Origin of the sequence: Mesorhizobium sp. M0833 (assembly GCF_040319905.1) — a bacterium.
In the GTDB taxonomy this organism is placed as follows: Bacteria; Pseudomonadota; Alphaproteobacteria; order Rhizobiales; family Rhizobiaceae; genus Mesorhizobium.
Genome location: NZ_JAMYOQ010000001.1, coordinates 423,677 through 436,006, shown reverse-complemented (window position 1 = coordinate 436,006; position 12,330 = coordinate 423,677). Strand labels below are relative to the sequence as shown.

Annotated in this window: 17 protein-coding genes; 4 read left to right on the top strand and 13 right to left on the bottom strand. The window is 63.5% G+C overall.

What is annotated here, in order from left to right:
• Positions 1-9: 9 nt before the first annotated feature.
• Genes NKH98_RS02045 through NKH98_RS02020 form a run of 6 tightly spaced genes read right to left on the bottom strand, consistent with a single transcriptional unit; the run spans position 10 to position 4,191 of the window.
• Positions 10-483 carry a DUF2269 family protein gene (locus NKH98_RS02045; protein WP_352896300.1) on the bottom strand — a complete coding sequence of 158 codons (474 nt, stop codon included), beginning with the start codon at positions 481-483 and terminating at the stop codon, positions 10-12.
• Positions 483-1,769 carry an SDR family oxidoreductase gene (locus NKH98_RS02040; RefSeq protein ID WP_352896297.1) on the bottom strand — a complete coding sequence of 429 codons (1,287 nt, stop codon included), beginning with the start codon at positions 1,767-1,769 and terminating at the stop codon, positions 483-485. Before NKH98_RS02040 ends, NKH98_RS02045 begins: the two co-directional genes overlap by 1 nt.
• Positions 1,770-1,803: 34 nt before the next feature.
• On the bottom strand, positions 1,804-2,145 hold the full coding sequence (locus NKH98_RS02035) for a hypothetical protein (protein ID WP_352896294.1): 342 nt from the start codon (positions 2,143-2,145) through the stop codon (positions 1,804-1,806).
• On the bottom strand, positions 2,142-2,504 hold the full coding sequence (locus tag NKH98_RS02030) for a hypothetical protein (protein ID WP_352475750.1): 363 nt from the start codon (positions 2,502-2,504) through the stop codon (positions 2,142-2,144). The genes NKH98_RS02035 and NKH98_RS02030 overlap by 4 nt, the downstream gene beginning before the upstream one ends.
• Positions 2,504-3,724 carry an NRAMP family divalent metal transporter gene (locus NKH98_RS02025; RefSeq protein WP_352896291.1) on the bottom strand — a complete coding sequence of 407 codons (1,221 nt, stop codon included), beginning with the start codon at positions 3,722-3,724 and terminating at the stop codon, positions 2,504-2,506. The genes NKH98_RS02030 and NKH98_RS02025 overlap by 1 nt, the downstream gene beginning before the upstream one ends.
• On the bottom strand, positions 3,721-4,191 hold the full coding sequence (locus tag NKH98_RS02020) for a hypothetical protein (protein WP_352896288.1): 471 nt from the start codon (positions 4,189-4,191) through the stop codon (positions 3,721-3,723). Before NKH98_RS02020 ends, NKH98_RS02025 begins: the two co-directional genes overlap by 4 nt.
• A gap of 148 nt (positions 4,192-4,339) precedes the next feature.
• Here NKH98_RS02020 and NKH98_RS02015 point away from each other — a divergent pair, with 148 nt between their 5' ends.
• Genes NKH98_RS02015 through NKH98_RS02005 form a run of 3 tightly spaced genes read left to right on the top strand, consistent with a single transcriptional unit; the run spans position 4,340 to position 4,890 of the window.
• Positions 4,340-4,552 (top strand): DUF2934 domain-containing protein, encoded by a 213-nt coding sequence (locus NKH98_RS02015; RefSeq protein WP_254818839.1) that lies wholly within the window; start codon positions 4,340-4,342, stop codon positions 4,550-4,552.
• A 6-nt stretch (positions 4,553-4,558) separates the two neighbouring features.
• On the top strand, positions 4,559-4,693 hold the full coding sequence (locus NKH98_RS02010) for a hypothetical protein (RefSeq protein ID WP_352688544.1): 135 nt from the start codon (positions 4,559-4,561) through the stop codon (positions 4,691-4,693).
• An 8-nt stretch (positions 4,694-4,701) separates the two neighbouring features.
• On the top strand, positions 4,702-4,890 hold the full coding sequence (locus NKH98_RS02005; protein ID WP_352645186.1) for a hypothetical protein: 189 nt from the start codon (positions 4,702-4,704) through the stop codon (positions 4,888-4,890).
• Positions 4,891-4,949: 59 nt separating this feature from the next.
• Here NKH98_RS02005 and NKH98_RS02000 read toward each other — a convergent pair whose 3' ends face one another.
• From NKH98_RS02000 to NKH98_RS01975, 6 genes are all read right to left on the bottom strand, one after another.
• Positions 4,950-5,720 carry a GntR family transcriptional regulator gene (locus tag NKH98_RS02000; RefSeq protein WP_352896285.1) on the bottom strand — a complete coding sequence of 257 codons (771 nt, stop codon included), beginning with the start codon at positions 5,718-5,720 and terminating at the stop codon, positions 4,950-4,952.
• A 71-nt stretch (positions 5,721-5,791) separates the two neighbouring features.
• Positions 5,792-6,574 (bottom strand): SDR family NAD(P)-dependent oxidoreductase, encoded by a 783-nt coding sequence (locus NKH98_RS01995; RefSeq protein ID WP_352506819.1) that lies wholly within the window; start codon positions 6,572-6,574, stop codon positions 5,792-5,794.
• A 96-nt stretch (positions 6,575-6,670) separates the two neighbouring features.
• The gene (locus NKH98_RS01990) at positions 6,671-7,585 is read right to left on the bottom strand and encodes a PfkB family carbohydrate kinase (protein WP_352896282.1); all 915 of its coding nucleotides are present in this window, start codon (positions 7,583-7,585) and stop codon (positions 6,671-6,673) included.
• Positions 7,582-8,778 (bottom strand): mannonate dehydratase, encoded by a 1,197-nt coding sequence (gene uxuA / locus NKH98_RS01985; RefSeq protein WP_352896279.1) that lies wholly within the window; start codon positions 8,776-8,778, stop codon positions 7,582-7,584. The genes NKH98_RS01990 and uxuA overlap by 4 nt, the downstream gene beginning before the upstream one ends.
• 151 nt (positions 8,779-8,929) lie before the next feature.
• Complete coding sequence (locus NKH98_RS01980) at positions 8,930-9,589, bottom strand: ThuA domain-containing protein (RefSeq protein ID WP_352475758.1); 660 nt, start codon at positions 9,587-9,589, stop codon at positions 8,930-8,932.
• An 11-nt stretch (positions 9,590-9,600) separates the two neighbouring features.
• Positions 9,601-10,698: a Gfo/Idh/MocA family protein gene (locus tag NKH98_RS01975; protein ID WP_352896277.1), complete on the bottom strand. Its 1,098-nt coding sequence runs from the start codon at positions 10,696-10,698 to the stop codon at positions 9,601-9,603.
• A 264-nt stretch (positions 10,699-10,962) separates the two neighbouring features.
• Between NKH98_RS01975 and NKH98_RS01970 the strand changes: the two genes are divergently transcribed.
• Entirely contained in the window at positions 10,963-11,871 is a 909-nt protein-coding gene (locus NKH98_RS01970; RefSeq protein ID WP_352645174.1) for a dihydrodipicolinate synthase family protein, read from the top strand.
• Here NKH98_RS01970 and NKH98_RS01965 read toward each other — a convergent pair whose 3' ends face one another.
• Entirely contained in the window at positions 11,872-12,252 is a 381-nt protein-coding gene (locus NKH98_RS01965) for a DUF1801 domain-containing protein (RefSeq protein ID WP_352645172.1), read from the bottom strand.
• Positions 12,253-12,330: the final 78 nt, after the last annotated feature.

Sequence of the window (12,330 nt, the reverse complement as noted above, 5' to 3'; positions counted from 1 at the left end):
GCCTGCGACCTACCACCTGATCTGAGGCCGCGCGATTATCAGCCACAGAATCCCGAGTACGGCGGCGAAGGCTGGGAAGCCGAAGGCGACCCACAACCAGAAGAGCCGATGGTAGCGCGGCGGCAACGGCGCGCCTGCAGCGGCGGCTTGCGATGCCAGCTTGCGCATCTCCATTTGCATCCAGACGACCGGGAGCCAGAACATTCCGGTGAAGATATAGAGCGCGACCGAAAGTACGATCCAGCCCTCCGACAGCGAGTAGCCTGCCTGCCAGGCGAGCGCGGCTCCAGTCAAAGGTTGCGCGACCACGGCCGTCGCTGTGAAAACGAAGTCGGCGACGACGACGATACGGGCCACCGCCGCAACCGTCGCGGCATTGCCGGTCCTGTGGGCGAGCAGCATGAAGAAAGCGATGCCGGCGCCGGTGCCAAGCAGCGCAGATGCGCCGATGACATGCAGAAATTTCAGCAGGAAATAGAGCATCAGCGCTCCTCCAGCACTGCCAAGGCCACAAAGTGCAGCACCAGGATCGGCAGCACTTTGAGGAACGGCCCAAGCGGGTCGTTCCACAGATCGGGGCTCAGGAAGCTTCCGACGACCAGATAGAAAAGCGAGAGCGCGATGCCGCCATAGAGGCCTTTTCGCGCCGCCGGCCGCCAGGCTATGAGCACGCCGATGGCGATGTCGGCAAGAGCGCCGGCGATCACGATCGGTGCCGATAAGATGCCGGCCCCCGTGCCTTGCATCAGATCGACGCCGCTGCCGTAGCCGGTTGTCAGCGACACAATTCCCGTCATGATCCAGAAGACGGGCAGGACGACGAAGATCGCCGGCTTGATGAAATACAGCCGGGCAAACCATTTCTCCTGCACCGTTGCCGGATTGAGCGCGAGGAAGCCCGCCAGGGTTTGCGGGCGTATGCCGGTCGCGGCGGTCCAGTCCGAGGGATCTCCAACCGCTCCTCGGGCGATCTCCCTGGCCGCGTTGGTGCGCATCGGTGGACGCCAGCCGAACATCGCGGCAAGGTCGCCTAGGCCGTAGAGAAGCCTTGCAACAGGCGCCGGCAAGACAAACCTGGCTGCCGGAGCCCAACCGAGCCATCGGCGATAACTGCCGACGACCTCGTCCATGCTCAGTTGTTCGGGACCGACAAGTTCCAGCACGACGCGAGACGGACTGGCGGGATCGAGAAGAAAAACGACCGTTGAGACCACATCGTCGAGTAGTACCACCTGGAGCCGGCCGGTGCCGGGCATGGACGGCAGCACTGGCAGCGAAGCGAGACCCCGAAACAATGCGCTGGCCCCAAACACCGGCCGGCCGAGCACCACGGACGGGCGCAGGACAACCCAATCCAGATCAAGCGTCATAAGCGCCTGATCCCCGGCCAGTTTCGTCGCCGAGAACGCCGAAGGCTGCGCCCGATCGACGCCGATCGCCGAGAAGTGGATCACCCGGGCAACCCCTGCCCGCGCACAGGCGCGAAAGAGTGCGACCGCCGCATCGCGATGGACTTCGCGCGTCTTTTCACGGGGGCTGTCCTGCAGAACGCCGGCACAATTCACGACGGCGTCGACACCCCTGAGATGCGGTAGCCAGTCTTCGGGCTGCAGCGCCACCGCCATGTCCAGCACCAGCAATTGGCAATTGCCGGCCCGGTTTGCACCGGGGCTGCGGACCAATCCGATTACTTCATGCCCTTCGGAAAGAAGGCGTGCCACGACGGAGGCACCGATCAGGCCGGTGGCGCCGGTAACCAGGACTTTCACTGAACCCCATTCTCCGACGGCGGGAAAGTGTCGTTCATTCCGGTTTATCGCCCTCGATACTGCCCTTCATAGCGGAAAGTTCTTTCATCGTGCACAACAGTCGCGGCTGCGTCGGGTCGGAGATGTCGAGCTTGTCCCAGGGAATGCGGTACATGCTGTCGCGACTGCGCAGTCGAAAGACTTCGAGGACCGCCGTGCCGATGGCCGAAGCCGAAAGACGCTCGAACGCCGCGTAGATGCCGACATGGTACTCGGTAACCACGAGGTCGTCGCCATCCGGTTCGGCGCGTATCTCCTCGATATGGCCGATGCTTTTGCCGCGCTGCGAAAGCACATTTCTGCCTGCCAATTGCTCAAGGTTGACGGTGGCCATCATCCGGCTCCCGGGATACGCCTTATGACATGGTCGCGCAGCCAATCCTGCCAGTCGAAAATCGCCGTTTCACGCACGTCGATGTCGAATTCGATGTCGACGCCGATGTCGCGCACCTTGTTCCAGGCGATGCGGTGCGGTTCGGCATGGCGCTTGCCGCCGAGCCTTGCCGCAAGGCGCGCCATCCAGCGCCCGGATCGCTCGCCAAGCCGACGCGCCAGCGTGATCGAGCCGAGCTCAACCGCAACGATTTTGGGTGGCTTGCCCGGCCTGACCTCGGCTACCAGCCCGTCCACCTTGCCGATCTTGACCTGCTCACGGTCAACCACTTGCTTGTCCAGGATGTCGCGCAGCAAATCCATCACGTGCCTCCGAATATCTGCAAAGGAATGGTCACGATCGCGAGCACGAAACCGAGCGCAATGATGAAGATGACCGCGGCATTCGCGATCATGCCATTGCGGTGCTCGCCGACATAACGCTCGTCATTCAGCAGGAAAAGGAACGGCACCACGGTCAGCGGCAGGCTGGCGGCCGTCAGCGCCATGGAAAAGATGGTTAGCTTCAGCGGATCGAGACCCAGGGCGATCGGAATGGCGGCGAGAAACAGCGAGACCGTGTAGACGGTGCTGAAGCCGGGATCGTCGCGCGGTTTCAGGTCCTCGCCCCAGGTCCAGCCGAAACCCTGCGCCACCAAGTACGCTTGCTGCAGCCCGATTTCGAGCGCGGCGCCGAAGCAGGCTATGCCTAGTGAAGCAACGAACAGGACGAACCCCCAGAAACCGAAGATCTGGATCAGCATCAGCGGCAATTGATGGTAGTCGTCGACCTGCTCTATGCCGTGCGCCGCCAGCACGAGCGCCGCCACGATCAGCACGCCGATCGAGATTGTGCCGCCAAAACTCATTCCCAATCCGGCAATGGCCCGATTGGTCCCGAGATAGCTCTTGTCCCACTGGTCCTCGATGGCTCCCGACGAATAGAACATGAACAGGTAGGGCGAGACCGACGCACCAAGAATACTGACCGCCATGAACCAGTAATTGGCCGCGTCGTGCTCGGGCAGAGTGGGCACGGCACCGGCCGCGACCTGCCCCCAATCGGGCTTCAGCATGACGGCCCCAACCACGAAGCACAACGTGACCAGGCCGAGAATCGAGACGCCCTTTTCAATGAAGCCGAACGTGCCTTTCCAGAGGAACAGCCATGCCAGAAAAGCGACCGGCAGGGCCCACCACTGAAAGCCGATGCCGGTGGCGAGCTCGAGCGCAATGGCGACACCGCCGATCTCGGCTGCCATGACCAGGAAGTTGACCAGCAAAGTCGCAAGCAACGGCCACAGAAAGGCGGTGAAGCCAAACCGTTCCCGGATCCCGTCGGCGATGGTGTGATGGCTGACGGCGGCGAAGCGGCCGGCCATCTCGACCAGGAAGATGATGCAGATCGTGCCCAGGAGGACGGCCCAGATCAGCTGGAACCTGAACGCTGCACCCGCCTGTGCGGCGGTTGCCATCGATCCGACCTCGAGAAAGCCACCAACGCTGGTGACGATGCCCAGCGATATTTCGAGCAGCTTCTTCATGGTTTCGGCGCGAAATATTTGGCGTAGGATGCATTCAGAGCGGCGGTGGCAGCCTGGATATCCTGCTGCGCCTGTTCCGCCTCCGATCGGTTGCCGTCCTGCACCGCCGTCGCGGCGCGTGTCACCGCCGCCGACAGCTGTCCGATTACCGCCGTCAGACCGGCTTGCTCGCTGGGCTCAGGCGACTTGGCGGACTGGATTTGCGCACCGGCATCGACGAGCGCCTTGCCGACCGATTGCAACGTGCGCGACGTATATGTCGAAGGGGCTGCCCCGGCGGCCCAGGCACCCAGGACCAGCGATGCTGTCTGTGCGGCCGAAGCCGCGGTTTTCGACTGCTGCTCGATCTGGTCGGAAGGCGAGCATGCCGTCAGCACAAACGTTGTCAGCAGCAGGCACAGCCGGTCTGGTCGAAGACCGATAGCTGCAATGGCATCTACAATACGTGCTTGTAGCGTTGCTGCCACACGATTGTTCTCCCCGGCACCAGGCGACTTCGGCGTGCAATTTCATCTAGGGCGCCCGGTGGTCACGTCAACTGAACCGTCGGGAACTGCCTGGCAACGCGGAACAAACCTTCGATCGCCGGATTAGGGATATCAGGAGGCAAAGGTCATGGACAAGGAAGAGCGTATCAGGCAGCGGGCCCATGAGATATGGGAGCGCGAAGGCCGTCCGCAAGGACGCGAGCGCGAGCATTGGGACCAGGCCGTGCAGGAGATCGAAGCTGAGGGCTCCGAAGCCGAACGCGGTCCGGTCGTGCCCGATCCAACGGTTGAGACCGGCTCCGATCCCGAGGTGCGCGGCAGCAAGCGGCGGGGGAAGTGAGCCCCAATGCCTCGTCTCGTCGCCTGGATCGTGGTCGTACTGGTCGTGCTCTTCGCCGCATGGCTGATGCTTGGGCGCGACAGGACCAGCACTGGTGGCGAAACTCAGCCCTCGCCACATGCAATAGACCAGAATGGATAGGAGCTGACATGACGGCTAGGGAAAGCCATCCCGAACAGGACCCTGCGGAAGGATCGCGATCGACGATAGAAAAGCAGCTCCGCAAGGAGCAAGGCGGCGAGGCGCAAAATCGTGAAGCCAAGCCAACTTCCGACAAATCCGGCAGCAAGGCGAAGTTGCCTCCGGAAGCGCCGAAGAAAGGCTCAGGCCTGGCCTGAGCGGCTGGTTTCACGTATCCACGTCGTCATTCCTCCTCGCTCCGTCGCGCGAGTGGTTGTCATTCGGGCAGATCGCCGGCAGCCGCTTCTGTCCTCTTTCCAGTCGAGCCCGGTGCCTTGAAATAATGGGGATAGCGTTCCCGGACGATTGCGAGCACCTCGAAGATGCGGCGAAGATGCGTTCGCATCGCCTCTTCCGCCGCAAATGCGTCGGCCTGCTCGAGCGCATCGACGATCCGCCGATGTTGGCCGAGAACCACCGACATGCTGTCGAGGCGCGGGAAAGACAAGAAGCGGAAGCGGTCCATGTGCAGCTTCGCCGCGCTGATGTCGGCCCAGATTCCGGGGAAGCCGGCATGGCTGGCGATGTGCTGGTGGAACAGCTCGTCCGACTTGAAGAAGCGCCTGTCGTCCGAAATGGAGGCGAACGTCTCCTGGACCGCCAGTTCGCCTTTGAGCATGGCGAGCAGTTCGGCGCGGCGCGGGCTCTCGACCGCACGTTTGACCAGGCCGACTTCGAGCGATTCGCGCAGGAACTGCGATTTCTCGAGATGGGCGATCCGCAGCGGCGCCACCATGCTGCCGCGCTGCGGATAGATGTCGATCAGGCCAAGTCGGGCCAGCCGGGCGAGCGCCTCCCTGACCGGCGTGCGGCTCACGCCGAGGGCTTCCGACATCGCCTTTTCGGAAATCAGCTCGTGCGGCTTCAGGCGGAAGGTCAGGATCTGGTCGAGCAGGACCTCGAACGTCCTCGCCGCGACTGAAGCGCCGGGGCCGGTTTCGCCAAGCCGCCCCTCGGTGATGGTCCGCATTCCCAAAAGCCCTGCCATCGGCAATTCCCTTAAAGGCTCGGCAGCTTCAAGCCGTTCATGAAATGGCTGCGCAAGCAGCAGCGCCGATGTTATTCCTTACGCGGAGAACCGCCGATGCGCGCCAGCAGGCCGCCATCGACGCGCACGACTTCGCCGGTGACGAAGGAGGCATCGTCGGACAGCAGGAAGGCAACGACGGCCGCAATCTCTTGCGGCTGGGCGGTGCGGCCGAGCGGATGCATGTTGTCAAGGATGCGCATGATCTCGTCGGGCTTATCGTTCAGCTTGACCGCATCCCGCAGCATCGGCGTGTCGACCGCGCCCGGAGCCACGGCATTGACGCGCACACCGAGCGGCGCATAGTCGACGGCCATGGATTTGACCAGCCCGATCAAGCCGTGCTTGGCCGTGCTGTAGGCCAGAACCCCTTCCTGGCTGGCCAGGCCTTGCACCGAGCTCATATGGACGATGGCGCCGCGGCTTTGCCGCAGCAGCGGCATCGCCGCGCGGGAGAGCAGATAGGCAGCCTTGAGGTTGACGTTCATCACCTCGTCCCAAAGCGCCTCGTCCGTGGTCTCCACCGTTCCGTAACGCTGGATGCCGGCATTGTGGGAAAGCATGTCGAGCCCGCCGAACGCGGACCGGGCAAGCTCGACGGCGCGGCCGCAGGCTTCAGTGTCGGCGGTCGAGCCGAGCACGGTGTGCACGGTCACGCCGCGCGCCGCAAGCTGCGCCGCGACCTCGTCCAGCTGATCGCCCACACGGTCGAAGAGGATCAGGTCGACACCTTGCTGGGCCAGCCTTTCGGCGACAGCACGGCCGATGCCCATGGCCGCCCCCGTGACCAGTGCGCGTTTTTTGAACTCAGCCATTTCTCCTCCCACGAACAGTTGCAGCGGCTGCCATGGTAGTCGGTCAGCGACGCATGGCGTACCCTTTTCGCCGAGCGGGCCCGAGCGTATTCGGCGTCATGTCGATCCTTGCATGAAGGCCAGTGTTTCCGCGCGCGTCGGCGCGCCGAGCCGTCCGCCAAAACGCAGGCACTTCAGCGCGGCAGCGGCGCTGGCCACTGCTATCGCCCGCTCTTCGTCCCAACCTTCGGCCAGGCCGACAGCGAAGGTGCCGTGAAACACGTCGCCCGCCGCCAGCGTGTCGACGGCTTCGACTCGCGGCGACGGCAGATGACGGACATCATTGCTGCTCGGGTGCTGGAACGCGGTGCCGTTCGCCCCATCGGTGATCGCGACGAAGGCGCCGGTCCGTTCGCCCAGAATAGCGACGGCGGAACCGGCAGAAACCTCTGGACCGCAAAGGATACGCGCCGCGGGCAGCGAAGCAACGACATGCGAGGCGAGCGGCACCAGTCGGTCGAGCACCGGTCGCGACGCAATATCGGCGTCGAGGATCGCCGGAATGCCGCATTCGCGGGCCTTCGCCAGCGCCATCGCGGCGGCTCCGGGCCAACGAACGTCGACCAGGACGGCGTCGAAGCGGGAAAAATCCACGGGCGGAAGACGGTCCGGATCGGCTTGCGTGACGGCATCGTAGAAGGGCACGATCATGCGCTCGCCGGCGGCATCGACCAGGATCGTGGCAATGGCCGAGCGGCCACCTTCAACCCTGCGCACCAACGAACAGTCGACCCGCTCCGCCTCCATCTGGGCGATGACATCGCGGCCGACGGCATCGTTGCCGACGCTTGCCCATAGCCAGACCTGCCCGCCCTGGCGGCTTGCCGACGCGGCGGCACTTGCCGCCATGCCGGCGGCGATCTGCACGGCCTCGCTCGGCAGGAACTTGCCGGCGCCGGACGGCAGGACATCGAGGCGCAAGATCGTGTCGTAGGTGAGCGCGCCGACGCAGAGCAGGCGGGGCGCCCTCATTGCAGCCTATAACCGCGCTGATGGGCAATCGCCGTCATTACGCCTCTCAGTTCGGCAAGGCCGCGAAGACGGCCGATCACGGGGTAGCCAGGATGGGTGTGCCGCGTGGCGTCATCGATCAGCTCGTGGCCGTGATCCGGGCGAAACGGCAGCAGCGCCGGTTCCCCGGCGTCGCGGCGGCGTTGCTGCTCGTCGAGCAAGATCGAGACCACCGAAATCATGTCGACATCCCCGTTCAGATGCTCGGACTCCATGAATGACCCGTCCGGATCCTTGCTGACGTTGCGCAGGTGCACGAAGTTGATCTTATGCGCAAAGCGCCTGGCGATGGCGGGCACGTCATTGGCCGGATTGGCGCCCAGCGACCCCGTGCACAAGGTAAGGCCGCTATGGGCCGATGGCACCGCGTCCAGGATAAACGCGATGTCGTCGGCGTTCTTGACGATCCGGCACAGGCCGACGAGATCGCGCGGCGGATCGTCCGGGTGGATCGCCAACGTGACGCCCGCCTCTTCGGCCGCCGGCAGCACGTGTTCAAGAAAACGGACGAGATTCTCGCGCAGCCGGTCGTGAGACAAGCTCGACTGCTCGGCCACCACTTCGCGCAATTCCGCTATGTCATAGCGCTTGAAGGCGCCCGGCAGGCCGGCCATGATGTTGGCAAGCAGACGCTCTTTTGACGCATCCGGCGTCGCGTCGAACCATTCGCTTGCCCGCTGGAGAACATCGGACGCATAGTCGCGCTCAGATCCCTTGCGCTGCAGCATGTAACAATCGAACGCGGCAAGCTCGTGCATGTTCATGCGGAGCGCCCGCCCGCCGCCCGGCAGCGGCGCAGCCAGGTCGGTCCGGGTCCAGTCGAGGATCAGCATGAAGTTGTAGCAGACCGTGCGCACACCGCAGGCGCCGAGATTGCGTAAGGTCTGCCTGAAATTGTCGTAGAGCCGGTCGAGATCGCCGCGGCCGAGCTTGATGTCCTCGTGCACGGGCACGCTCTCGACGACGCTCCATTTGAGGCCCATCGCCTGATCCGCCTCGATAAGCGCCTGGCGCTGCCTGATGGCGTGGATCGGCCAGACTTCGCCGTAAGGAATGTCGTGTAATGCCGTCACGATGCCGGTCGCGCCGGCCTGCCTGGCATGGGCAAGCGTTGCCGCATCGCTCGGGCCAAACCATCGCCACGTCTGCTCCATTCGACCTCCAGCTACGGAATTCCCCGACGAGACTGCTGTCTATTGGATGCTACCATGGCAGTCAATTGCTTGCCGCAGCCCAGTGCTGTGTCCGCGTTCAGGCGGCCGCCCTACGAGAGATTACAACGATACGTGGCGTCAGATTGAACGGCTACGCAAGATCCGGGTTTCGGCTGGCCCAAAGCATGCCGCGCTCGAACATCGTACGCATTTGCGGCACCGCGAACTCGTCGGCGGTGTGGCCGAGTGCGCTGTAGAAGACACGGCCCTTGCCGTAGCGGCGCTTCCAGACAACCGGCATGACGACGCCGGCGATGAAATCGAGATGCTCGCCGGTGAAAGTAGTCGTCGCCAGCACCTCGTTGGTCGGATCGACATGCATGTAATACTGCTCTGAACGGTACGCGAAGCCGTCGATGCCCTGCATGACCGGATCGTCTGGCATGGTGATATCGACGTGATAGTCGATGATGTTGCCGGGATGGGCGACCCACTGGCCGCCGGTCATGAACTGGTATTCCGGCTCGTTGCGGAAGCTGTCGCACATCGTGCCGTGAAAGCCCGCAAGGCCGGTGCCGGCCCCGACGGCGTTGGTCAGGTTTTGCAGTTCCGGCTTTTCGATCGTCGACATGGTGATCACCGGGACAATGAGATCGAGCTTGCCCAGTTGCGGATCGGCAAGCGCCGAAGTCCCTTGCTCCAGCTGCACGTCGAAGCCGTTGCCGGCCAGCATCTCCTTGACGATGTGGGCGCTACGGGCCGGCGTGTGGCCTTCCCAGCCGCCCCAGAAAATCAGTGCCGTCTTGCTCATCGTGTCATCCCCTATTCCAGAATTCCGAAAGGCAGATCGGCGTGCATTGGCGCCGGCCGCGCGCAGCCATACCTCAGGTCGATACGCCGCCCTGTCTCTGCTGAAGAGATGATCGATTCCACGATTTCCAGGACATGGAGGGAAAGATCGAGGCTGGCGCGGTGTTGCCTGCCCGAGACGATCGCCTGCGCCATGTCGGCGAGGCCGAGGCCCCGGTAATTGCCGTCGCCATAGGAATGGATCTGATCGGCCACCGTCCAGTCGCCCTTGCGCTGGCTGGTCCTGATGTCGCCCTGGAACTGATTGGGGTCGGAGACGATCATCGAGCCGGTGGTTCCGTAAAGTTCGATGTGATTGTGTTCATGCTTCCAGACGTCGAAGCTGGTGGTGATCGAAACCGCCGCGCCGTTCTCGAATGCGAGCAGGCCGGAAATATGGGTCGGCACCTCGACCCGGATGGTTTCGCCCTGGCGCGGTCCGGAACCGATGGTGCGGGTGGGATAGGATGACTTCGCCTGTCCGGTCACGGATTTTACCGGACCCAGGAGATTGACCAGGCAGGTCAGATAGTACGGTCCCATGTCGAGCATTGGCCCACCGCCGGGCTGATAGTAGAAATCCGGATTGGGATGCCAGAGCTCGTGGCCGGGCACCTGCATGAAGGCAGAGCCGGAGACAATGGTCCCAACCGTATCCTCATCGACCAGCCGCCGCGCCGTCTGGTGGGAGCCGCCAAGAAAGGTGTCGGGTGCGCAGCCGACACGCACGCCCTTTTCGCGCGCGGCCGCGACGAGCCGCTCGGCGTCGCTGAGCGTCGTTGCCAGCGGCTTCTCGGAATAGACGTGCTTGCCTTGCCCGACAGCCTGCAGGCCGACCGGCACATGATGCTGCGGCGTCGTCAGATTGAGCACGATCTCGACGCGCGGATCGGCCAACAGCGCGTCGACCGGCATCGCAGCCAGGCCGTAGGCCGCTGCCTTGGCCTCGGCTGCCGCCCGGTTGATGTCGGCGACGCCGATAATGTCGAGCACCGGGAATTGCGGCGATGCCTTCAGATAGGCATCCGAAATGTTGCCGCAGCCGATAATGCCGACACCGATCCTCCGCATGGGCTTCTCCTCAAAAGGCGGCATTGATGAAACAGCAGAACTCGTTTGTCACCCCCCTTTCGGCCGGACGCGGTTGTCCCGTGACAAGTGCTTACCTCGAGAGCCTCAGAACCGCCGCCCGATCACAATCGCGCGCTTATGCGCGAGCCGCTTGCTTTCGAGGTCGAACGGCCGGTACTCAGCAACACTGCTTTCTGTAGCTTGCTCGACATTTTGATGCCGGCTTTGAGCACAGCACAGATTTTCACCCGTAGAAGGACGCACATGATCCGCCCACAAGGAACCATCGCACCGATCCTGACGCCGTTCGAAAACGACGGCTGCATTGCCCGCGACCTCTGGATATCACACGCCAAGTGGGTGCTGGATCAGGGAGCGCATTTCCTGTCGCCGTTCGGCACCACGGGCGAGGCGTTGTCCGTCTCGTTGCGCGAGCGCATGCAGGCGCTGGAGTGGCTGGTCGAGGCCGGCATTTCGCCAAGCCGGCTTATGCCCGGCACCGGTGTCACAGCACTTGCCGAGACTGTCGAGCTGACCGCGCATGCCGTCGGGCTCGGCTGTGCCGGGGTGATGGTGCTGCCGTCGTTCTTCTATACGGCCGCCGGTGACAACGGACAGGCCCGCTACTATGGCGAGCTGATCGAACGGGTGGCGAACCCGGCGATGAGGATGATCCTCTACCACATCCCGCAAAATTCCGGCGTAGCGGTGAGCCCGGCGCTGACCGCCCGATTAAGCGAAGCGTTTCCCGATGTCGTGGTGGCTTACAAGGACAGCGCCGGCGACTGGAACAACACCGCGGCGGTCATTGCGGCAGCCCCAAGGGTCGCGGTGTTCCCGAGTTCGGAAGCACAGCTGACGAAAGGCCTCGCCAACGGTGCTGCCGGCTGCATCTCGGCGACAGTCAATCTGAATGCCGCAGCGATCCGGGCCCTCTACGACGCAGTGCTGGCGGGAGAGGACACTACCGACGCGGATGCCGCCATCAGGGCGTTCCGCAAAATCATCCAGGACGCTGGCCTCATCACTGCGATGAAGGCAGTGCTGGCGGTACGGTCCGGCGACAGACGCTGGCTGAACCTGCGCGCACCGCATGAGAACGCGACGCAAGCCACCGGCGAAGCCTTGCTCGCCGCTCTCGGCCCGCTAGCCGACCATATCGGCCGGAGCTGACTATCGGGCCGTGTTCAGGGCGGCAGCAGCGCGTATCAGCGCCTTGAACGCATTCTCATCTATGTCTTCGCCCTCACGGATATCGATGGCGCGCCTGGTGTTGCCGTCGAGGCTGGAGTTGAACAGGCCGGAAGGATCCTGCAGCGAGGCGCCCTTTGCGAAGGTCACTTTCACGACGTTCTTGTAGGTCTCGCCAGTGCAGATTATTCCGGCGTGCGACCACACCGGAACGCCTCGCCACTTCCACTCCTCGACCACTTCCGGGTCGGCCTGCTTGATGAGGGCGCGGACATGGGAAAGCGTCTTGCCTCGCCAATCGCCCAGCTCGCTGATCCTCGCATCGATCAGCTGAGCGGGAGAGTTGCCTGCATTTCTTTCCATCGAGTCACTCTTCATCATCATTGTCGCTTTCCCTTGGTTGTTGCCGCTCGCCCGTCACATGAATACCGCTAGTCGGCA